Origin of the sequence: Bacillus sp. ISL-35 (assembly GCF_018613355.1) — a bacterium.
GTDB lineage: Bacteria > Bacillota > Bacilli > Bacillales > Cytobacillaceae > Mesobacillus.
The window spans coordinates 203,360-224,334 of sequence record NZ_JAGGQK010000011.1; the positions used below are offsets into that span (position 1 = coordinate 203,360).

Genomic DNA, 20,975 nt, shown 5'->3' on the forward strand with positions numbered 1-20,975 from the left:
GTTTAGGAAGTTTGTTAACCAGCGGAATCAGTCTCGCTTTCTCTTCTAATATTAAGCATTAAAGGAGCAAAAATATGCTGCATCGAATGGGTTTGTATGAAGACTACTTTCCATCAATCATTAAGGGGAAGAAGAAAGTAGAAGTTCGTTTGAACGATGAGAAGAGAAGGAAAATTCAAGTTGGCGATTTGATTGAATTTGTTAAGGTGCCTGAACAAGATGAAACATTGATTGTAAAGGTAATAGAACTACGGCACTATGATACCTTTAAAGGGATGTATAAAAACATACCGTTCGATGACTTTGATTGTGAAGGCTGGACAATGAAAGAAATGGTGGACGGTACATATGAAATTTATACTCCAGAGCAGGAGAAGCAATGGGGCGCATTAGCCATTACAATCAAATATCTGCGGAAAAGCAATGGAGGATAAGTGTCATTGCTTTTTTCAATTATTAGCTAGAAAATTCAGTAAACACCTATAAATTTCCAATAAAACCATGTATCCTAATATTAACATTCTCACGAAGGGGTATGATTGCCAAAATGGTTTACGGTGGTCTGTTGGGAAGTTTCTTTATCCTGCTTGGTCTGTTCATATGGAGAAAGGGAAGTGTCTCTTTTTTAGCGGGTTATGCGAAGGACAAAGTGAACAATGAGAAATTATTGGCAAAGCGGATTGGGCTGGTGATTATCTTATTTGGGTTCGAGACGATCATACTAATTGCTGTCAGCTTGTATGTCATGCCGGTTGATGCCTTGTTATATGGGATTCTAACCGGATTGCATGTGCTGGCAATTCTATTTTTGATGGTTGTAACCCAAATGAGTAAGCCTGAATAACTTGAGGCGGGATATCATGAAAGTTTGTCTCTGTAACTAAGACAGAAAGGAGTTTACAATGAAGTCGGTAAAAGCCCGGTCAGTACATACAACTCAAGAAGAGATGCAAAAAAACTTCAGATTTGTAATTATTGCTTTTTTCATAATCAGTCTGTTTATTTCAGTGATCAATATACAATCAATCTCGACGCTGCCAAGTTGGTTGAAAATAAGTTCCATCATTCTGCTAATCTGTTCGATTATGCTCTTTGTCTATGGATTAACACTTTCTAAAAAGAACTTATCCTGGGTTAATGGAGGATACCACTTCTTCTTTTTCCTGCTTGTCATAAGCTTTCAGCTCCTCCTGACTTCAACCGGAATGTATACATTGGGAGTTAGGGAGGGGCAAATTATTGAGGAGGTAAACTACTCTTGGTTAACCCTAGTTGTATATTTTGCTAGTGCTGTCATTTATGTTTTTTTGTCTCTATTTATTTCTTCCCCAAAACTACGGAGAGTGAATAGTTACAAGGCGTATGTGGCAGGAACCATTATAGCCGTGGTTATTATTGCGTTAATATTTATCACACTCAATGTCATAAGGTATAAAATCTTCACCCAGCCAGATACGGTAAAGGAATCTTATCAGTTTTTTATAGGTGCTGTCCTGGCACTTTTTCCGGCCACAGTATTAGGAATTAGTATGATCCGTGTGAAAACGCGCGGCATTGAGTAAATTATAAAGCCAATTCTAAAAACGGTTCTTGCGTCTCACTAAATGCGAAATTATGTTAATGCTAGAGACGCAAAGGAAGCATGGGGACGTACCCTATGCTTTTTTTCGGGGGGAAAAGGAGAGGAGCCGGTGAGAAGCTAATTCTATATATTCGTGAACCGTCCCTATGACCCTCCAATTAATCCGCCAAAGCCTATCCACATTTTATTTTCATTCATATAATGATAAAAAAATCTGGAGGTGAAAACATTTGAGATATAGTTATTTAAAGTGGTCTGAAGTACCATATGCTGGAGAAGAATCACCTCCACGCGATCCGGTTACACCTTTAGCGGGACGGTGGCCGCTATTTTTTTTGAAAAGAGATGAAGAAGGATATTTTTCTGATCCTTTTGGGCAAAGACTGAGGCTTCCCATAAGACATCCACGATTGATACACTTTGAAAAAGAACTGAAGGTCGTACAGCGGACACTCGAGAATCTAACTCCAACCCAGGAGAAAATAGCTATCTATTATGGGACAGGAGTACCGACTAAACAGTGGACTCCTGTTGCTGACCGCTTAATAGATACGTATAATGTTACTCCTACCCAGGCGGCTCGAATCCAGGCCGTATTGCATGGAGCAATCAATGATACAATGGTTGTTGTATGGGATTTGAAGTATGAATGGAATGTTGCAAGGCCGAATCAGTATGATCAGGAATTGGAAACCGTTTTGTGTACCCCCAGGTTCCCAACATATCCGTCAGGACATGCTGCAGTGTCTGGTTGTGCGGAAGTCATCTTGAGTTATTACTTTCCTGCTGAAAAAAAGAAGCTGGAAAGAATTGCTGAGGAAGATGCAATAAGCCGTTTACTTGCCGGGGTCCATTTTCCTTCTGACAACTCAGAAGGAATTGAATTAGGAAGAGCCATCGGACATCAGATTATTAAACTTTTAAAGAGAGAACAAGACCATGACATGCGGGCAATTGATCAGCAGTACAGGGAAGATTTTGATGCTGATATTTTCGCCATAGATTTCGAACAATTTATTCCTTTTGATTTTTCTGCAGAATGTACTTCCCTCATAAAGTCAGAATCCAAAAAGTTATTTGAAAATGTGAATGTTCCAAAGCCTCTCTTAAAAAAACGGAAGTGAATGCTTCCCGATTGTCAGCCTGAATTGCCTTGTCGTCATACTTGCTGGCATCTGGCTTTTTAAGGAGAAAATCAAAAAGTACCAGCTTGTTGGAATTTTTTCAGCTTTGCTTGGGATTACTTTTACAAAAATTTGAGATAAAAGGCAGCCGCCAACGGTTGCCTTTTTCTATGGGGAAACAGGGGAGGTTAAGATTATTGTTTGCACAAACCGTGAAATGAATAGGGTCTTTAATCTCGTTTTCTAACTTATGGAAATTTCTGCTTTAAATGCATTCCGTGTTGATTTAAACTTAGTTCAGTAACCAAGTTTATAGAAATGAAGTGATAAAAATGAAACTTAAAATACAAATCCCCTTTTTTATAATTGGTCTTATCCTTTTTAGTTACGGTATAGCGGTGGCAATCAAGGTTAAGTACTTAGGGATCCATCCTTGGGATGTATTGAATATTGCACTTTATGATAAGTTTGGATTAACAATCGGAACATGGAACGTGATTTTTGGTGTCATGTTAGTTGTTGTAACGCTTTTGATTGATCGTACTTATGTTAACGTTGGTACTTTTATTAATGCGCTGATGGTTGGCACGATGGTTGACTTTTTTCTCTGGCTGGATGTTTTGCCCCAGGCTTCCACGCTCATGTTTGATGTTTTGGTATTGCTGCTTGGTGTGTTCATCATGGGGTTTGGAGGCGGAATGTATAATGCTGCCCGAATCGGATCAGGTCCAAGAGACGGGTTTATGCTTGCGATTTCAGTTAAGCTCGGGTATTCAATCAGCAGAGTGCGAATCATTGTGGAGAGTATTGTGCTGGTGGTTGCCCTATTACTGGGCGGGCCGGTCTTTATTTTCACCTTCATTTATACATTTATCCAGAGTCCGATTTTCCAGGCTTCCTACAAGGTCTGTACTGGATGGATTGAAAAGTTATCTTGCTCAATAAACCAAAAGGGTATTTCTATGTAATAGAAGAAAAGAGGTTTGAGTATGGGGAGAAAAAATGTCATTGTTGGTGTTTTAGTCGTTTTGTTGATTGTTGGAAGTTGGTTGGTGCATCAGAAAATGACAGATGAAACTTACTTGGGGATGTCCATCATTCCTGAGCAGCACGAAGATATTCCCTTATATAAAGGGTTGGAGCCTACAAGAACGCATTATGTAATTGAAGGAGATCATTGGCAAGACATTTATGATTTTTACTTTAAGGAACTCCCTTCGCTCGGATGGGTAAAGGAATACAGTGGTTCCGCGCTTGATGATAATGACTCGGAGAATGATTGGGGAGGATTTGATTCACGCTGGACCAAAGAGGGGTTCGTGGGAGAACTGAGCGTTAGTGCTTCGTATAATCAGTATGAAGATCAAACGGAAGTAATGTTTGACCAAACTCCGATTCACCATGCTACTAAGTGGATAAATGAAGTTCCAGATAGTCTCTGTATTTATGATACTGTAAATGAAGAAGGCTGCGTGGTAGTGGACGATCATGAAAAAATACAAAAGATTGTAGGATTCATTAATGATGCTATTGATTGGGAAGGGGAATCTCCAAAAGGACAAAAAACCGGTGCCATTGTTATTGGGGAGAAGACCATAAAAGTTCTCTATGGAGATGAAATTGAACTCTATTTTCAATCGGAAATGGGCCTGAAGTTGATGAAGGCAGAACCTGAATTTTTTGAAATGACAGGATTGAAATCTAGACAAGAGTAGACTAGGGAACGGTTCTCGTGTCCCACAAAAGGAGAAACAATGGGGAGCTTTAGCGATCACAATTAAAATATCAACAGAAAAGCAATGGAGAATAAGTTCCGTTGCTTTTTTTATTTATCTTAGCGTGGGACATCAATTTTCATATTAAACTAATTAAAAATAATTCTTAAAAATAATCGTAATAAGTGAAATAAATGTTGTGCGGATTCGACTAATTTATAAGTATAAAAAATTGATGGGAAAATGGAGTTGACCAGCTGATGATTAGCAACAAAATTTCAGAGTGGTTTTACTTGTACAACAAGGATATATACCATTTTTTAGTTTATTATATCGGGTCAAGTGATGTGGAAGATCTTGTGCAGGAGGTTTTTATCCGGGCCATTAAGGGCTTTGATACGTATCAGGAAAAATCTAGTCCTAAAACCTGGCTTTTTTCGATTGCGCGCCATGTGGGGATAGATGAAATTAGAAAAAGGAAGCGTCTTAGGATGAAGCAAATGATCAGGTTCTGGGATGAGCAAACAGATAAGGCAACGCCTGAGGAAATCCTCCAGCTTAATGAAAATAACAGATTGCTTTATCAAGCAGTCCAATCGCTTAAAGCAAATTATCGGGAAGTCATCATCCTTAGAGGGATTAAAGAACTTTCTGTATCTGAAACAGCATCCATTTTAAATTGGACCGAAAATAAGGTGCGTATTACCTACCATCGTGCGTTAAAGATCCTGCAAAAAAGCGAAGGAGGATTTTCACTATGAAAGACCATGAGAAATTTTATGATTTAGAGAGAAAAATCAAATCATTACCAGAACCTGATTATGATAAAAAGTTCACTAAGGATACACAAGATATGATCCATGAAAATCTGCTGCAATTTACAAGGTCAAATGGTAAGAAGAAAAAAAGGAGAGCTGCGATAATGAAGAGGTTTATTGCGGGTTTAGCGAGTGTTGCTGCCATTGTGTTATTCGCCATTCTTATTATTCCGTTAAATGAGGAACGTTCATCAAGTCCTGATTCAAATCAACAAGGGCAACAAAGCACGGAACATCCTCCCATGGGTGAAAACCAAGTTGACGATGATAAAGATCCTATAGATCAGAATGAACCTAATGATAAAGTAACAGATACTATTCTTTATGAAAATACAGAATATGGATTCAACTTTGAACTTCCAAAAAGTTGGGAGGGCTACAAGATTGTCTCTGATTCCTGGGAAGGGATTTCTGCTGATCAACAAATAATTGAAAGTGGCCAAATCCTTTCAATTAGACGTCCTGATTGGACGGAGGAAAAACCGAAACAAGATATTCCGATCATGATTTTTACACTTGATCAGTGGTCCTTACTTGAAAAGGAAGAATTTCATATTGGGGCAGCACCTGTTCGCCCGTCCATCCTGGGACAAAATAATAAGTATGTTTTTTCACTTCCAGCTAGATATAACTATGCATTTCCAGAGGGGTATGAAGAAGTAGAAAACATTTTAGAAAACAACCCACTTCAACCGCAAAATCCAGAATAAAAGACAACCAAAAATAATAAATGAAAACCAGGACGAACAGAAGAAAAAGGCGAGGAATGTTCATTCATTAAAATCTATTGAAACACAGGAAACTCTGGATAGGGGCACTTTTTTATCAGGCTAAGTTAAAAGAACCTTTATTGAGGTTCTTTTTTTTATTTAGAAACACGAAAAAATAGATTGCGAATACACTGATAGAGTCTTAAAATGAGGGAGTCAAAGTGATAGAGAGAGAAGGATCAGCATGTGGATTGCCGCGGCATTAGTAACGACGTTAAGCTTTGGGATCAATAATACGATATTTAAATGGAGTACAGCACGACATCTATCAAAGGTACATATTCAATTTTTCTTTTACTTGGTAGCCTTTCTGGTCACCCTTGGTTATGGAGTGGTGTCTGGGGCGCTGGAATTTAACTTACTTGCAATGGTCCTTGGCGGCCTGATTGGGATATTGAATGCGAATGGGAATATCCAAATGTCGAGGGCCTTTGAGAACGGACCGGCCAGCCTGACATCGCCTCTGGTAGGTGCAAACGCAATCTTTCCGATTCTCGGTGCAGCGATTATTTTTCACGAACAGATCAGCCTGCTCCAATGGCTAGGGATTGTTTTCATACTGGGCTCGGCCTTAGTGATTCAATATTCGCCAGGTTCGAACCGCGGAACCGAGTATGGTCCATGGCTTTTCCGGGTACTTTTGGCCATTCTTTCGTTCGGGATTTTAGGAATCTTGATGAAGACTACTTCTTATTTACAAATCAGTTCGCTTAATACATTAATTTGCATGTATGGAGGCGGAAGTATTTATTTGGGGATTAACAGCATTCGGGGAAAAGAGCATTGGCAGCGTACAGAGGCCAATATCGGTTCACTCGTTGGATTGATCAGTGTCATCGGCTACAGCTGTTACTTTTATTCATTACAAGAGGGAACAGCCAGCATCATCTTCCCGATTGTCAGCCTGAATTGCCTGGTGGTCATACTTGCTGGCATCTGGCTTTTTAAGGAGAAAATCAAAATGTACCAGCTTATTGGAATTTTTTCAGCCTTGCTTGGTATTATTTTTACGAAAATATGAGTTTAAAAGGCAGCCGCCAACGGTTGCCTTTTTCTATAGAGGGAAAAGCGGCGGTTCTCATGACCGTTTGAGATTGGAAACAGTGTTACATTCCATAATCTTGGATAACGGTATTGTCCTTAAAAGGTTACAGCGCTATACCACCATCTAAGCTCAACAATTGAAGGGGACACAGGTACGGGAAGAGTGTCTCAATAAATCTAAATAACTCCTTTACCAAACATTGGTACGAAGTTGACATTTCAAATCTAATAAAACCGCACCCATCCCAATAAGGGATGAGTGCGGCAGGGGACCTACCTAATTCGAATTTGGATTGCGTGCAAACATTACATAGTCAGTTGAAATTGGAAGGATGTCAATAATACTATTTGTGTTTAAAAGATTATCGAGCTGGCTTCCTCTTACTGTTACGATTTGTGTTTTAGTATAGACATCCCCATTGGAAATCGTAGATATCACGACACCGTTTAGGAACACATTTTGTTGGTTTCCGTAAGTGACTGTTCTCGTTTCTCCTGGACGGATTGTAAAATAGACTACTCCATCAAAGTTGGCCGGATCAGCACCTTGACGAACAAGAAAACCAATCTGCAAAGTCGCTGCGCTGCGGTTATTAACCGTTTTTTGTGCCATTATCATTCACCTCCCATCCTTAGATTTAATACATCCTATTCTATTAACCAAAAGAGGACAGGGCTTGTATGATAGTTAAATTTATTATTTTTATATAAATGGGGATGTAACCTGTGCTTCTTAAATGAAAACTAGCATTGTGAAGAGAGGGTGTCCTAAGTTCTCTGTCTTTAAGTGGGAATTAAGCTTTTTATGGACTTTTGTGTCTTTTGACTCATATTTTTCCAAAAGGGATATTTGGATATTTGTGGAATTATATATTGGTTATGTCTAATTTTCAGGAGTGGTTATGAATAATCATGTGATTGAGTCTTTTGATGATTTGCTGTCTGCGGCTATTGAGGAGCCTACTAGGTATTTTCAGTTTTATAAAGCGTTGGTGGAACTTGAACTGGTCGTGATTGGGTCGATTGCGGATGAGGAGACGCTGAACTTAAAGTACATCGAAGAGGGTGGAGAGCTTGTGCTGCCAGTTTTTACGAGCTGGGAGAAGTTTGATGCGATCATCCAATCAGAGTATCCATATGTCAAAATCCCTGCAGAGCTGCTTTTAGAGATGGCAGGGACAGAACTTCCGTGGGTGTTGAATCCTTTTACCGGTTTGAGTAAAAAAATCATCTGTGAAGAACTTGAAACGATGAAAGACGGCAGAATTCTGCACTATTTTTTCGAAAAGTTAAGTGACGAAGAGAAGGAAAGGATTCTGACTGAACAAATAGTGGAGCTTCCGGAAAGTGTAATGGAAAGGTTCCGTTCTTGTCTAAAGAAGTTTCCATCTGTAAGGAAAGCTTATCTGGTCAATATATATAACCCATCGGCTGCTGGACGTCCTTTTCCTCTAGTGGCATTGGAAGTAGATGACTTGGAAGAAGGCATGACTCAAGAAGTTTTCGACGCTATCAATCAACGGGTAGAACAGCAGGTTGAAGTATTGATTCTTGATGAAGTCATCCCGCTGGCCAATTCCATTGTTGAAGACACCAGGCCATTTTATTTTCGTGAATCGTTGGAAGAATTCCGGACGATGTTTGAGTAGGAGGTTACCGAGTGTCCAAGATTAATATAAAAGTGAAGCAAGTGAAGGCTGCCAACAATGATTTAGTCAACCTATCCTCCCGGGTCGATGGGGTTGGAAACCAGATTTCGTCCGTCAGGCAGCAGGTTGATGGCAGGATTGCCTCCCGAAGGAGCATAGGCAGGAATTTAAATGAAGCGGCTGTAAAGGTCAGAGAGACCGAAAAGAAACTGAAGAAAATTCATCAATTCGTTGATGTATCGATGGATTTATATGTGAAAGCCGATAAGAAAGCGGACCGATTCAAGGAACCGGAAAAGAAGTCGGTCTGGGACAAAATGAAAGATCTATTTGGGATGGCTAATGATGTCGTATCAGGATTTCGCCAAGGGGTAGCTGAAGCTGTCTTTTCCACCGTTGAAGGAATTTGGAACGCCATCACCCATCCAATCGAGACCGCCAAGGGCATCGTTTATGCTGTAAGCCACCCCGTGGAAACCGCCAAAAGCATCTGGAAGTCGATATCAGACTCCTGGAAGAATGACGTCATAAACGGCGATGCCAAAAGCCGATCGCAGTGGTTTGGCCGTGCCATAGGTGAAGCCGCCCTGGCAATCATCGGAACCAAAGGCGTTGACAAGGCCGTGAAGATGGCTAAAGGGGCTAAGGTTGTGGAGGAGGCTGGGGGAGTTCGGGTTGTTCAGCCGGGGACTATTGAGAAGAAGGACAGCGGAGCAGCAATTGAAAAACGTGTGACTCCGGGGACGAAAGACAATGGAGTAGGGGTTGAAAAACGAGAGGTTCCTCAGAAGATAGACGGAAAAGTAGGAATTGGGGATAATGGTGTTAGGAATATAGGAAAAGACTATAAAAACTATAAGGCTGTAGAATATACAGGAACGACAAAGGTAAATGGAGAAATAAGGGATATTAGTAGAAGGGTTTTCCAAAGGGTGGACATTGATTATAAAAGAATAGATCCTAATAGTGGTCTGACAAATTTTGAATTAATGAAAAAGGGCAGAGCACCCATTTGGAAGGATGGAACAACTATTGAACTTCACCATTTAATTCAAAGAGAGCCGGGATCAATGGTGGAAATTCCGGCGAGTATGCATGATGAATATAATAGAATTTTGCATGGTTTGGTGGAGAATGGTGGAAGTTTTAGAAATGATCCTGTTTTAAAAAAACAATACGATAACTTTAGGAGTAAATATTGGAGATGGAGAGCAAAGCAAATAGAGACGAGTGGATTCTAAAGGGAGGGTTCTTGAATGGGTAAAGAGGAATTATTAATTTTTATTAACGAAAACAAGGAATCAAATGACTTTACAGGAGGAGTAGATGAAAGTGAAATAGGGCTTGTTCAAAAAGAGCTAGGGGTGGAACTACCAGATAGTTATAAATGGTTTTTAGCTACCTTTGGATCTGGCGGGTTATTCGGAGTAGATATTTTAGGAGTGGGTAAGTCAAATAGAACCCCTGTCGTCGATATTACAAGAAGATATAGAGATTTAGGACTCGATAAGGATTTAGTAGTTGTCGAAGATGCTGGAGAATATGTTTATTGTTTATATACAAGCAAAATGAAGAATAATGAGTGCCCAGTAATAGCCTGGAATAGGCCAGATGGGCTTGATGACTACAACACTGCAAAGGATTTTAATGAATTTTTGTCACAAAGATTGTTGGATGCAAAAGAAGCATGGGAAGAAGATTTTTAATAGGATAGACAAGGGGACGGTTCTCGTGCCTTAGAAAAAGTGAAAATATGTAAATATCAGAGATGGTAGAACCCGCTCTCTGTCTCATGTTAGAGGGTTTAGGTGTGTTGGTAAAAATCAGGTAGGTGGAAATGGTGAATAGAGAACAAGCATTGCAAATTATTAACCAAGAAAAATTGAACGGATATAACTGGTTCGATGAGCATGATACTAAGCCTGACGAAATTGTGATAAGCGAAAATAACGGGAAGTGGCTAGTTTTTACAACAGATGAGAGAGCAAAATCTATTTCTAGGAAAGAATTTGAAAATATAAATGATGCACTTGAAAATTTCATTAAACGTCTTAGAGCACAAAAGAAATTTAACGATTTATATAGATAAGAGAGGAAGGGGGAAGGTCTTTGCATCACGTAACATAAATTCATGAGACAACGGAACCGTCCCGCTGTCTCACTTTGTCCCTATGCATCTGAAGCAAAAGGACCGTTCCTATGCTTCTGCTTCTTCCGATAAACAGTCCTTGATAAAAGCACGCTGATTTCGTACAAGAGCAGGAGTGGGATGATGACTAGTATATCTGATAGAAAATCTGGCGGGGTTATTACAACAGATGTAACAACCAGTGCAAAGTATGCGTATTTCCTGAGATGCTGCAGTCTGTATGGGTTCAGGATTCCGAGACTTGTCAGGAACATGATCACGACAGGCAGTTCGAACAGGAATCCAAAGGGCAGCGTCATATGTAAAAGAAACGTGAAGTATTTTTCCGTCGTGAAAAATGTTGTCATCATTTCATCTGATAATGACAGCAGAAATTTGAACACGATAGGAAAAATCACGAAATAGCCAAATGACAATCCCGCGATGAACAACAAAAACAAGGCTGGAATATAGGCGAGTGTCAGTTTTCGTTCCTCTGTCTTCAAAGCTGGTTTTACAAAACACCAGATTTGATGGGCAGCAATCGGGATCACTCCGGCAACTGCAATGATTCCGGCCAGCATGAAATATACCCATAAGATATCGCTCGGCCCCAGTACGGCAAGCTTTACCTGAAGGTCCCTTACCAGCCAGGCATAAATCTCTTCCACATAAAGAAAAGCTAAAATAAACAGGCACACGAATGCAGCCATTATGATAATCAGCCTTGTCCGCAGCTCGGAAAGATGGCCGGTAAGGTCCATATCATGACTTTTCACTAAAACCGCCTCCTTTTTTAAAAGAAGATGCAAGCGGAATTCCAGCCTGCATCTCCTCATTTAAGCTAAACTGTTTTCTTCTCTTTGTTGTCTTGTTCCGAATCTGCATCTTCTACTAATTCCCTCGTCGATTTCTTGAACTCCTTTATCGTTGTGCCGAATGCCCGTCCGATATCAGGAAGCTTAGATGGACCGAAAATGATCAGGGCAATGACAAGAACAAGGATTAACCCGGGAATCCCGATATTTTGCAGCATAAATGTATACCTCCATTCCTCATGTAAGGCTATTAGTTAGTGACTTTTTGTTTCTTTTTTTCAAGTTGTTTTTGATGTGCTTTTGCATGTGCCTTATGGCGGTCTTCCTCTGTTTCACTTGATAGCTTGACACCGTTTGGAACGATTGTGGACGAGGCTTCTTTGATTCCTTGCTCATCCTTCTCAAGAACGAATGATGCTCTCGTTGAAATATCGGCCCCTAGAACGGTGACGTAAGGAACCACACGATAATCTGCCTGCCATTTTTCCGGCGTTACATGGCACCGGACGTAGCCGCGGTAATTATTGAAAAATTTAATATGCGGATTCCGCTCAAGCGTTGCTGCTGTATCGGCACGGACGTCAGAGCCATTGCCTCCAGAGGTGATCGAGGTGCCAACAAATTCCGCACCGAGAATCTTCGCATTCAGGTCATTGAAATCCTCCATCAGGTTCGACGCCCAGCTTGCATGAACATCACCGGTGAGGACAACAAGGTTGTTGATGTTGTTGCTAGCGGCAAAATCGATGATGCGTTCACGTGCAGCCGGGTAACCGTCCCATGAGTCCATGCTGTATTTCGGAGCAGTGCTTGTCCCGAATTTTCGCTGGGCAAAGAAGATTTGCTGGGCCAGTACATTCCAGTGAGAAGTTGATTTACCCAGGTTACTAAGGAGCCATTTTTCCTGCTCTTCGCCAAGGGTCGTGCGATTCGGATCGAGTGATTCCTCAGAATGCGGTTTTGTTCCATCCCCATTTGCCTGGTCATCACGGTATTGACGTGTATCGAGTACATAAAAATCAGCCAGGTTGCCGTATGAAAAGTTACGGTAGAGTTTCATTCCTTCATTATGCGGCATGGAAGATACGCGCAGTGGCATATGTTCATAATAGGCTTGATAGGCAGCAGCCCGGCGCTTTATGAACTCTTCAACTGATTGTCCTTTTTCCGGAATGATATTGGCATAATTGTTTTCGACTTCATGGTCATCCCAGGTGACTACCCATGGGAAAGCAGCATGAGCTGATTTTAAATGCTCATCCGAACGATACTGTGCATGCCTGTTGCGGTAGTCTTCAAGAGTGACGATTTCTGAACTGCTGTGTGCCCGGACATTGCCGGTTGGGGACACGTATTCATTCGGGCCATATTCGTATATGTAATCTCCGAGGTGAAAAACAAGATCTAAATTTTCTTTGGCCATATGCTGGTATGCAGTGTAGTAACCATGCTCGTATTGCTGGCATGAAGCAAATGCAAAGGTCATCGCGGCTACATTTGCTCCAGGTACAGGAAGTGTTTTTGTTTTGCCGTCCGGGCTGAATTCCTCTCCGCTTTTAAAACGGTAAAAATAAACGGTGTTCGGTTTCAGGTCTGTTACTTCGACATGGACGGAGTGGGCTAAAGCAGGTGTGGCAAGTTGAGTCCCACGCTTGATGATTTGGCGGAAGTGTTCATCCGCTGCAATTTCCCATTTCACCGGTACAGAATGCTGCGGCATTCCTCCGCCTGCAAGCGGGTCTGGCGCAAGCCTTGTCCAAAGTACGACACTATCATGCAGAGGATCTCCGGAAGCAACTCCGAGCTTAAATGGGTATTCGTTGAAAACAGGGGCAGCATTGACCTTGAATCCTCCTCCAAGTGATTGAGCGATCGCAAGTCCAAGCGAGAGCCCTGCAAGCTTGCCAGCCCCATTCAAAAAACTGCGGCGGTCCATGTTCTTTTTCAAACCTTCTTGACTCCAGCTGCTGATCATTTCATCAAACGGTCTCTCATTCATTGTAAAACCTTCCCCTCTACAAAATGATTTTGATCACGAACCAGATTATAAAGGGGTTCTTTTAAGCTAATGTGAATATATGTAAACCCAAAAAGAGTCTTCTCTTTCTTCATGGGTAATTGTTAACAGGTCTTTTTTCTGTTAGTTCAAGAAATTGGATTTTTTCAGCCCGAGGCGTGCCCAAAACACAGTACCATCTTCCTGAAATTCCTTAAAAATTCCTTTAAGAAAAAATTACAAAGTAGGTACTGTCAGATGGCTAGAAAAGAAGGAGTCAAGCAGAAAAAAATAAGGTATATTGATGAAGAAGGGTGATTTTTCGAATGAGTGATGAATTACTCACATGAGGCACAGTGAAGACGCCCCGCTGTCAGGAAATAATACTAAATGGTACATCACAAGTCTGGAGGACAGATACATGCAAGATACTAGCTTTGCGATTCAACCTGGAATGAAGAGCCAGAGGAAAGGGCCTGCTTTCCGCAGTGTGGGAGCTGTTGTTTCTAGTAAGCTTGATAACAGCAACCTGAACCTAAGTTGTGAAAATGGGTATGTAACGGTTCGTTTTTACCGGGATGATATTGTGCGGGTGGTCATGAATCCTAAGGAACAGCCATCATTGGGTTCGAGCTTTGCGGTGGTGAAGGAACCTGAAGATGTGGAGGTTTCTTTAACCGAGAGTGAGGATGAAATCAAGCTATCAAGCGGGAAGTTTACGGTTGTCATACATAAAAGTCCGATAAGGATTACGATGCTGGATGAACAGGGACGGATCATCGTGCGCGATCATGAGTCGTCGATGGGATTCAATGAGAAGAAAGAGGTTATTTGTTTTAAAGAGATGCATCCTGATGATCATTTCTATGGATTTGGGGAGAAAACGAGCTTCCTGGATAAGCGGGGAGAAAAGATGACGATGTGGAATACGGATGTGTATGCTCCGCATAATCCTGAGATTGATGCGCTGTATCAGTCGATCCCTTATTTTATGGCTATTCGCAATGGAATGGCGTATGGGCTGTATTTTGACAATACTTTCAAAAGCGTTTTTGACATGAAGTCTTCGGACGAAACGTATTCTTTTTGGGCGGAAGGCGGTCAGCTGGATTATTATCTTTTTGCAGGTCCGAAGCCGAAAGATGTGGTGGAGCAGTATACGGAAATCACCGGAAGGATGCCACTTCCTCCTAAGTGGGCTCTTGGTTATCATCAATCGCGTTATAGCTATGAGTCGGAGCAGGAAGTGAGGGAGCTTGTGAAGGAGTTCCGGGAGAGGGACATTCCGCTTGATGCCATCTACTTGGACATTCATTATATGGATGGGTATCGTGTGTTTACCTTTGATGAAGAGAGGTTTCCGAATCCTGAGAAATTGGTGGAGGATTTGAAGCAGGAAGGGATCCACGTGATTCCGATTGTCGATCCTGGTGTGAAGGAGGACCCGGAGTATCCTATATACCAGGAGGGTGTGAACGGGGATTACTTTTGCAAATATCTCGAGGGGAATCTTTACTTCGGGGATGTCTGGCCAGGCAAGAGTGCCTTTCCTGATTTTACGAGCGTGGATGTGCGTAAATGGTGGGGTGAGAAGCATGAATTCTACTCAAGGATGGGGATTGAAGGCATTTGGAATGATATGAATGAGCCGGCTGTTTTTAACGAAACGAAAACGATGGATTTGAAGGTCATGCATAAAAATGATGGCAATCCAAAGACCCATCGTGAACTGCATAATCTGTATGGCTTGCTGATGGGTGAGGCGACCTATGAGGGGATGAAAGCACAGCTCGATGGCAAACGGCCGTTCTTGCTGACAAGGGCTGGTTTTGCTGGGGTGCAGCGCTATAGTACGGTTTGGACCGGGGATAACCGCAGCTTCTGGGAGCACTTGCAGATGTCGCTTCCGATGTGCATGAATCTTGGGATGTCAGGTGTTCCGTTCTGCGGCCCCGATGTCGGCGGCTTCGCGCATGATACAACAGGGCAGCTGCTGACACGCTGGACCCAGGTTGGCATGTTCACTCCGTACTTCAGGCATCATAGTGTGCTCGAATCGATCCGCCAGGAACCATGGTCATTCGGTGAGGAGTATGAAAAAATCATCAGGAAGTACATTCAAGAGCGGTATGTGTGGCTGCCATATCTGTATACCTTATTCCGTGTGGCTAGCCTGACGGGAGTTCCGGTCATGCGCCCGCTGGTGTTCGAATTCCCTGAAGATAAACATACCTTCAACCTTTCCAATCAATTCATGATCGGTTCCGACGTGATTGTCGCGCCGATCATGAAGCCGGATACCTATCACAGGGTTGTGTATTTGCCTGAGGGCATGTGGGTGAATTATTGGACTGATGAAAAACTGGAGGGCGGAAAGCATCATCTGGTTAAAGCAGACATGGCAACGATGCCGATTTTCGTAAAAGAAGGTGCGGTGCTGATCCATGGTTCTGTGAGGAGTTCTACTGAGCAAAAAGAGTCCGAAATCAAGGTTCATTTATATCCTTCAGAGAACGGATTGTCCCCGTTCAATTATTATGAAGACGACGGCAAAACCTTTGACTATCAGCAGGGGAATTATTTTGAGTTGAAGATTGATGGAAGAAAAGAAGAAGACTCCCTGGAAATCACGGTTGATGTTTTACACAATCAGTACGATCCTGAATGGGAACGGGTGAGTTTTATTGTGCATGGAGTCGAGCAAGAGTTGAAGGTCCAAATAAATGGAATACTTCAAGACGAAGCAAAGTTTGAACCGGCGTTTGGATTGATAACCTTTTCGGTCGGGAAGAGTGGTTTATTTTAAACGAAGGCGGAGCATAGGGACATACCCTGTGCTTTTTTTCGTGGAGAAAAGGGAGAGGAGCAAGTGCGAAGCTAATTTTATATATGTAAATTCGTGAACCGTTCGTCTGTCTCTTTCGTCTAATAAGTAATGTATGAATTTAGGGGGATGTGTTTAATGAAAAAAGCCTTGTTCCTAACTTTGTTAGTAAGTCTGTTTTTTGTCTCCGCTTGTAACAATGGAAAAACGCAATCATTAGAAGGGTTTTACAAAGATGGTGAAATTGAGAATGTGGACAAAATCATCATTCAAGATGGCTCGACTGGTGCAACAAAGACGATAACCGAGCAAGAAAAAATGGATGAATTTCTTGGACTGATTAAAGATATAAAGTTTTCTCCTCAAAAAAATCAAGAAAAACAAAATGGTTGGAGGTATGGCATTACCCTTTTTGATGGTGAGAAAGCTTTTAACTTCACTGTTAATAAAATTGGCAATACCTATTATGATACAAACCCAGATATTGTTCCGATTGTAGACCAATTTTACAAACAGTTAGAAAGTGCAGAGTGATGTATTAAGCAAAACGGGCAGCTTTTATTTTTCGTGAGAGTTCCTTTCAAAATTAGGGGATTCGGGGAACGGCAGAATCGACCCTTTGTCCCTTGGTGTAAAAAAACACTTTAAAGACAAGGGGACGGTTCTCGTGTATCACAAAGAGAGAATATATGTAAATATCAGAGACGGTAGAACCGTTCCGCTGTCGAGAGATAAGAGCAAGCGGAGTAAGTTCAGCGGTATTGGGAAATCCGGCTAATTTTGTAGCGTTATTAGCCAATATGTTATATGAAGAAAAAAAGGAGCAACTGAAAAAGGGATTTGTCATTTGGACAGGAGGAATCACGGAGACTGTGCTATTAAAAAAAGGTGACCATGTTATAACGGACTATGAAGGCATGGATGAAATCTCATTCAATTCAATAAATAATTATATGAACGAAGAAATTTATGGAAAACCTTTTTCGAAAGAAATATAGAAATAATATTTACAGTCGATTTATCAAAGAACCCCGCCTGAAAATATGGCGGGGTTAGGTGTTAAGTTATAAACTTTTTAACGCTGTTCTCCAGTTTTTGTGACAAATCCCTCAGTGATGTCGTAAGTTCCGCAATTTCCCCGATAGAGTCTGCCTGAACATCTGTCGAGGCAGACGCTTCTTTTGAGGCAGATGCCGTTTCTTTGAGCAGTCTAGTAAATTCATTAACTGTGGAAGAAATTTCTTCAGCCCCGGCTGATATTTGTTCAGTCACCGCAGAAACTTCTTCAATTTCTGCGCTTACTGCTTCGATGGATTGAAGCATGCCAATGAATTTGTGGCCGGTATTTTGGATAGAACTCGTACCCAGCTTGACTTCGTTTACACTCTTGTTCATCGACTCAACAGCGGTTTCAATTGTTATTCTAAATGTATTCAGCAATTCCTCAATTCTGGCTGCTGAGTTCTTTGATTCCTCTGCCAGTTTCCGTACTTCTTGCGAAACAACCGCGAATCCCTTTCCATGTTCTCCCGCTCTTGCTGCTTCAATTGCTGCATTTAACGCAAGCAGGTTCGTCTGTTCGGAAATTCCAGTAATCAGGGCGACGATGGTTTTAATTTCATCTGCCTTTTTACCTAGGGTCAAGACGGTCTCAGAGGACATTTCCACAGATTCTTTAACCATTTCAATTCTGCCAATGACGGACTCTAGTTCGGAATAGCCTTCCTTTGCCTGCTCAGTTACCGAAACGGAAGATTCACTAACTTCTGAAGCAGCTTCTGCAATACGGTGGACCCCGATTGCTATCTCATCTATTGCCTTAGTAGTTTCCATGCTCGATTCCAACTGTATGTCGGTAGCTGAGGCAACGTGCTGGATACTATGTACAATGGTACCTGATGACTCGTGGATTCCACCCATTTCATGGCCAAGCTTGTTGGCTGCAGACAATAACTGATTGGCAGAATGTTTGATATCGAGGATCATTTCCGAAGTATTCAAAGCCATTTTTTCAAAGGAGGCCAGAAGCTGCGGAATTTCATCTTTACCCTTTACCTTTATCCCATGTAAAGCGTTTTGTGCATTTACAAAGTTTCCTTCAGCCATTTGATTGGAGGCCTCCATAAGAACCCCAATCGGCCGTAAGCGTTTGTTCAAGAAAATTGTCAGAATAGCAATTATTGCAACAACTAACAGCACCATAAAGCCGATGATAACTGGAAGTACACTAAGATTCACTTCGTGTGTAATTATGCCCACCTTCCGGGCATCCACGTCTATACCGATTATCCCAATCACTTCTCCGGCGGAATTTTTAATTGGCGCAAAAGCGCTTAAATAATCGCCATATTTCTTGTCTTTCACTATCTCTTTACTCGTACTTTTGCCTTTCAATACCGGCTTAATGTCCGCATAGGAGGTAGTTGAGGTTTCCTCCCCAATTGGACTAGCGACTTCGGAACCTGCAGGCTGGCCATCAATTAGGATTACAGGTTGCTTATCTTCAACGCCAACAGTATAAACGTAAAATGCGCCTGTCAATTCACGAGCTTCATTTAGTCTTTTTCTAAGTGTCCAATACGTATCGGTTTCAGACGGATTATTCAAAAACTGCTCATATAAGTTAGTGTCAACCTTTGCAGCCAGGCTTTCCGCAATGCTCACGCTGTAACCAGAAATAGAGCGTTCAACCGTTTCATTGTTGTTTTTAAATATGATGCCAATCATCCCTGCCAAAACCACTATCATTCCCATGGCAGTAACAAGGGCAATTTTCCAGCTTAGCTTTTTCATAAAATCCCCCATATGTAGTTATTCACCTTCTATATCGGTAAAATTGTCATGTTGATTTATAGAAAGGAATGAGAAGGAAGTGCTGTAATTTATGGAAGGGATGGAATAATTAAGGGTAAGCCGATTTTGAAAATACAATAATCATCATTTCCTAGGACGGTATAGGAAAAGAATCCAAATGGTTAACGGGATTGGCAATCTAGTATCCTAATATTTTCCGCTGATTTTCAAGTTTTAAGGGATAAGTAAAACAACAAATGTTTCATGAGGAGAACGAGCATCAGGAAAATTCATAGCGATTTTAATAGACTGAAGAATGGCTGGAAAATATATCGATATAATTATAACAAGACTATAAACGATCAAGATAATAAAAAAAGTCACAATAATTCAGGAAAAATCTTTATGATTTACAATAAAATAAATTTAATAAATTGTTTGACAAGTGTAAATTACCATGATAATTTAATAATTAATAAATTTCGGAAAATAAAAATCAATGACGAGAAGAGTAAGATGAGTGCCCTGTTCTACAGAGAGTCGGTAAATGGTGCAAGCCGATGTTCAGAACTGATCCGAAAATCATCTCCGAGATGCAATGCTGAACTTTTCAGTAAGTATTGCCGGGTGGTCCGCCGTTAAAAGGAACGCGTATGATTGTACGTTGATTGAGTGCCGTAATGTGGATTTTATGATCCATGAACGGAACTAGGGTGGTATCGCGAGCTAACTCGTCCCTATTTTAGGGGCGAGTTTTTTTATTTTCCAAAAAACATATGGAAATGAGGAATGGATGATGAAGGAGCAAATGATCTTTTTGAATGGCCAGTTTGTCAGTAAGAAAGACGCTGTTGTATCGGTGTATGATCATGGTTTTCTATACGGAGATGGTGTCTTCGAGGGGATTCGGGTGTACGAAGGCAATGTCTTCAGGCTTCAGGAGCATGTGGATCGGCTATATGACTCGGCGAAGTCGATTATGTTGTCCATTCCTTACAGCAAACAGGAGTTAAGCGATCTTGTGGTTGAGACTTTGAGGGTGAATGACCTGTTGAATGGCTATATTCGCGTGGTTGTCTCGAGAGGGGTGGGCAATCTCGGATTGGACCCAGCCTCCTGTTCACGGCCGCAGGTCATCGTCATTGCGGAGGAGCTCGCGTTATTCCCGAAAGAGTTATATGAGTCGGGGATTGAGATTGTCACGGTGGCCACGAGACGGAATCGCTCGGATGTGCTTTCGCCGAAAGTGAAATCACTGAACTATTTGAATAATATCCTTGTCAGGATTGAGGCGGGTTTATCCGGGGTGAATGAAGCGCTGATGCTGAATGACCAGGGCTATGTAGCTGAAGGTTCTGCGGACAATGTTTTTATTGTAAAAAATGGCGAGATCCTGACGCCGCCTGGGTATGTGGGAGCGCTTGAGGGAATCACCAGAAATGCCATCATGGAAATCGCCCACGATCTTGGATTCTCGATGAGGGAGGAAGTCTTCACAAGGCATGATGTCTATGTGGCCGATGAAGTCTTTTTAACCGGAACGGCAGCAGAGGTGATTGCGGTTGTGAAGGTGGATGGCCGGACGGTCGGTGATGGAAGGCCAGGTACCGTCACTAATCAACTTTTAAAAGAGTTCAGAAAAACCGTCGTTGAAGACGGAGTCAAAGTCTATGAACAGCAAAGTGTATAGAGATGAATCAAGGGGGAATTAGGT

The 20,975-nt window shown here is 41.6% G+C and carries 21 protein-coding genes and 1 other annotated feature; of the genes, 16 read left to right on the forward strand and 5 right to left on the reverse strand.

Features of this window, described 5'->3' with window-relative positions; translation table 11 throughout:
- The first annotated feature begins 74 nt into the window (after window positions 1-74).
- From J7E38_RS16250 to J7E38_RS16295, 9 genes are all read left to right on the forward strand, one after another.
- Entirely contained in the window at window positions 75-434 is a 360-nt protein-coding gene (locus J7E38_RS16250; protein WP_214706667.1) for an ASCH domain-containing protein, read from the forward strand.
- 101 nt (window positions 435-535) lie between these two features.
- Window positions 536-844, forward strand: coding sequence for a hypothetical protein (locus J7E38_RS16255; protein ID WP_214706666.1), 309 nt, complete (start codon window positions 536-538; stop codon window positions 842-844).
- A 58-nt stretch (window positions 845-902) separates the two neighbouring features.
- Entirely contained in the window at window positions 903-1,562 is a 660-nt protein-coding gene (locus J7E38_RS16260; RefSeq protein ID WP_214706665.1) for a hypothetical protein, read from the forward strand.
- Window positions 1,563-1,812: 250 nt separating this feature from the next.
- Window positions 1,813-2,706 (forward strand): vanadium-dependent haloperoxidase, encoded by an 894-nt coding sequence (locus J7E38_RS16265; protein WP_214706664.1) that lies wholly within the window; start codon window positions 1,813-1,815, stop codon window positions 2,704-2,706.
- 332 nt (window positions 2,707-3,038) lie between these two features.
- Entirely contained in the window at window positions 3,039-3,674 is a 636-nt protein-coding gene (locus J7E38_RS16275; RefSeq protein WP_214706662.1) for a YczE/YyaS/YitT family protein, read from the forward strand.
- 21 nt (window positions 3,675-3,695) lie between these two features.
- Window positions 3,696-4,421, forward strand: coding sequence for a hypothetical protein (locus tag J7E38_RS16280; protein WP_214706660.1), 726 nt, complete (start codon window positions 3,696-3,698; stop codon window positions 4,419-4,421).
- A gap of 260 nt (window positions 4,422-4,681) precedes the next feature.
- Window positions 4,682-5,182, forward strand: coding sequence for an RNA polymerase sigma factor (locus tag J7E38_RS16285; RefSeq protein WP_214706659.1), 501 nt, complete (start codon window positions 4,682-4,684; stop codon window positions 5,180-5,182).
- Complete coding sequence (locus J7E38_RS16290) at window positions 5,179-5,949, forward strand: hypothetical protein (protein WP_214706658.1); 771 nt, start codon at window positions 5,179-5,181, stop codon at window positions 5,947-5,949. The genes J7E38_RS16285 and J7E38_RS16290 overlap by 4 nt, the downstream gene beginning before the upstream one ends.
- Before the next feature lie 244 nt (window positions 5,950-6,193).
- Window positions 6,194-7,030, forward strand: coding sequence for a DMT family transporter (locus J7E38_RS16295; RefSeq protein ID WP_214706657.1), 837 nt, complete (start codon window positions 6,194-6,196; stop codon window positions 7,028-7,030).
- Between the two features lie 300 nt (window positions 7,031-7,330).
- On the opposite strand, the gene J7E38_RS16300 is transcribed toward J7E38_RS16295, so the two are convergent.
- Window positions 7,331-7,666, reverse strand: coding sequence for a hypothetical protein (locus J7E38_RS16300; protein ID WP_214706656.1), 336 nt, complete (start codon window positions 7,664-7,666; stop codon window positions 7,331-7,333).
- A gap of 289 nt (window positions 7,667-7,955) precedes the next feature.
- Here J7E38_RS16300 and J7E38_RS16305 point away from each other — a divergent pair, with 289 nt between their 5' ends.
- From J7E38_RS16305 to J7E38_RS16320, 4 genes are all read left to right on the forward strand, one after another.
- Complete coding sequence (locus J7E38_RS16305) at window positions 7,956-8,702, forward strand: enhanced serine sensitivity protein SseB C-terminal domain-containing protein (RefSeq protein WP_214706655.1); 747 nt, start codon at window positions 7,956-7,958, stop codon at window positions 8,700-8,702.
- 11 nt (window positions 8,703-8,713) lie between these two features.
- Complete coding sequence (locus J7E38_RS24360) at window positions 8,714-9,943, forward strand: HNH/ENDO VII family nuclease (protein ID WP_214706653.1); 1,230 nt, start codon at window positions 8,714-8,716, stop codon at window positions 9,941-9,943.
- Between the two features lie 15 nt (window positions 9,944-9,958).
- Window positions 9,959-10,408, forward strand: a complete 450-nt coding sequence (locus J7E38_RS16315; protein WP_214706651.1) for an SMI1/KNR4 family protein — start codon at window positions 9,959-9,961, stop codon at window positions 10,406-10,408.
- Window positions 10,409-10,542: 134 nt separating this feature from the next.
- Window positions 10,543-10,791: an Imm59 family immunity protein gene (locus tag J7E38_RS16320; protein ID WP_214706649.1), complete on the forward strand. Its 249-nt coding sequence runs from the start codon at window positions 10,543-10,545 to the stop codon at window positions 10,789-10,791.
- Window positions 10,792-10,871: 80 nt separating this feature from the next.
- On the opposite strand, the gene tatC is transcribed toward J7E38_RS16320, so the two are convergent.
- The 3 genes from tatC to J7E38_RS16335 form a co-directional block, all read right to left on the reverse strand.
- Window positions 10,872-11,609 (reverse strand): twin-arginine translocase subunit TatC, encoded by a 738-nt coding sequence (gene tatC, locus J7E38_RS16325; protein ID WP_214706647.1) that lies wholly within the window; start codon window positions 11,607-11,609, stop codon window positions 10,872-10,874.
- A 65-nt stretch (window positions 11,610-11,674) separates the two neighbouring features.
- Window positions 11,675-11,866, reverse strand: coding sequence for a twin-arginine translocase TatA/TatE family subunit (locus J7E38_RS16330; RefSeq protein WP_214706645.1), 192 nt, complete (start codon window positions 11,864-11,866; stop codon window positions 11,675-11,677).
- 32 nt (window positions 11,867-11,898) lie between these two features.
- Window positions 11,899-13,647 carry an alkaline phosphatase D family protein gene (locus tag J7E38_RS16335; RefSeq protein ID WP_214706643.1) on the reverse strand — a complete coding sequence of 583 codons (1,749 nt, stop codon included), beginning with the start codon at window positions 13,645-13,647 and terminating at the stop codon, window positions 11,899-11,901.
- 418 nt (window positions 13,648-14,065) lie between these two features.
- Here J7E38_RS16335 and J7E38_RS16340 point away from each other — a divergent pair, with 418 nt between their 5' ends.
- Both J7E38_RS16340 and J7E38_RS16345 read left to right on the forward strand, forming a co-directional pair.
- A complete protein-coding gene (locus J7E38_RS16340) occupies window positions 14,066-16,450 on the forward strand; it encodes a glycoside hydrolase family 31 protein (protein WP_214706641.1) in 2,385 nt (794 codons plus the stop codon).
- Between the two features lie 156 nt (window positions 16,451-16,606).
- Entirely contained in the window at window positions 16,607-17,002 is a 396-nt protein-coding gene (locus J7E38_RS16345) for a hypothetical protein (protein ID WP_214706640.1), read from the forward strand.
- A gap of 525 nt (window positions 17,003-17,527) precedes the next feature.
- Here J7E38_RS16345 and J7E38_RS16350 read toward each other — a convergent pair.
- Window positions 17,528-19,261 carry a methyl-accepting chemotaxis protein gene (locus tag J7E38_RS16350; RefSeq protein ID WP_214706637.1) on the reverse strand — a complete coding sequence of 578 codons (1,734 nt, stop codon included), beginning with the start codon at window positions 19,259-19,261 and terminating at the stop codon, window positions 17,528-17,530.
- A gap of 490 nt (window positions 19,262-19,751) precedes the next feature.
- Window positions 19,752-20,003, forward strand: a binding site (T-box leader).
- Window positions 20,004-20,057: 54 nt separating this feature from the next.
- On the opposite strand from J7E38_RS16350, the gene ilvE reads away from it, so the two are divergent.
- Complete coding sequence (ilvE, locus tag J7E38_RS16355) at window positions 20,058-20,951, forward strand: branched-chain-amino-acid transaminase (RefSeq protein WP_215038697.1); 894 nt, start codon at window positions 20,058-20,060, stop codon at window positions 20,949-20,951.
- The last annotated feature ends 24 nt before the right edge of the window (window positions 20,952-20,975 follow it).

What these genes read in the sequence shown, in the direction of transcription:
- ilvE (WP_215038697.1), top strand. Translation starts at nt 20,058, where the DNA reads ATGAAGGAGCAAATGATCTTTTTGAATGGCCAGTTTGTCAGTAAGAAA.
- J7E38_RS16280 (WP_214706660.1), top strand. Translation starts at nt 3,696, where the DNA reads ATGGGGAGAAAAAATGTCATTGTTGGTGTTTTAGTCGTTTTGTTGATT.
- J7E38_RS16345 (WP_214706640.1), top strand. Translation starts at nt 16,607, where the DNA reads ATGAAAAAAGCCTTGTTCCTAACTTTGTTAGTAAGTCTGTTTTTTGTC.
- J7E38_RS16305 (WP_214706655.1), top strand. Translation starts at nt 7,956, where the DNA reads ATGAATAATCATGTGATTGAGTCTTTTGATGATTTGCTGTCTGCGGCT.
- J7E38_RS16250 (WP_214706667.1), top strand. Translation starts at nt 75, where the DNA reads ATGCTGCATCGAATGGGTTTGTATGAAGACTACTTTCCATCAATCATT.
- J7E38_RS16260 (WP_214706665.1), top strand. Translation starts at nt 903, where the DNA reads ATGAAGTCGGTAAAAGCCCGGTCAGTACATACAACTCAAGAAGAGATG.
- J7E38_RS16330 (WP_214706645.1), bottom strand. Translation starts at nt 11,866, where the DNA reads ATGCTGCAAAATATCGGGATTCCCGGGTTAATCCTTGTTCTTGTCATT.
- J7E38_RS16290 (WP_214706658.1), top strand. Translation starts at nt 5,179, where the DNA reads ATGAAAGACCATGAGAAATTTTATGATTTAGAGAGAAAAATCAAATCA.
- J7E38_RS16285 (WP_214706659.1), top strand. Translation starts at nt 4,682, where the DNA reads ATGATTAGCAACAAAATTTCAGAGTGGTTTTACTTGTACAACAAGGAT.
- J7E38_RS16295 (WP_214706657.1), top strand. Translation starts at nt 6,194, where the DNA reads ATGTGGATTGCCGCGGCATTAGTAACGACGTTAAGCTTTGGGATCAAT.
- J7E38_RS16340 (WP_214706641.1), top strand. Translation starts at nt 14,066, where the DNA reads ATGCAAGATACTAGCTTTGCGATTCAACCTGGAATGAAGAGCCAGAGG.
- J7E38_RS16335 (WP_214706643.1), bottom strand. Translation starts at nt 13,647, where the DNA reads ATGAATGAGAGACCGTTTGATGAAATGATCAGCAGCTGGAGTCAAGAA.
- J7E38_RS16275 (WP_214706662.1), top strand. Translation starts at nt 3,039, where the DNA reads ATGAAACTTAAAATACAAATCCCCTTTTTTATAATTGGTCTTATCCTT.
- J7E38_RS16300 (WP_214706656.1), bottom strand. Translation starts at nt 7,666, where the DNA reads ATGGCACAAAAAACGGTTAATAACCGCAGCGCAGCGACTTTGCAGATT.
- J7E38_RS16255 (WP_214706666.1), top strand. Translation starts at nt 536, where the DNA reads ATGATTGCCAAAATGGTTTACGGTGGTCTGTTGGGAAGTTTCTTTATC.
- J7E38_RS16350 (WP_214706637.1), bottom strand. Translation starts at nt 19,261, where the DNA reads ATGAAAAAGCTAAGCTGGAAAATTGCCCTTGTTACTGCCATGGGAATG.
- J7E38_RS16315 (WP_214706651.1), top strand. Translation starts at nt 9,959, where the DNA reads ATGGGTAAAGAGGAATTATTAATTTTTATTAACGAAAACAAGGAATCA.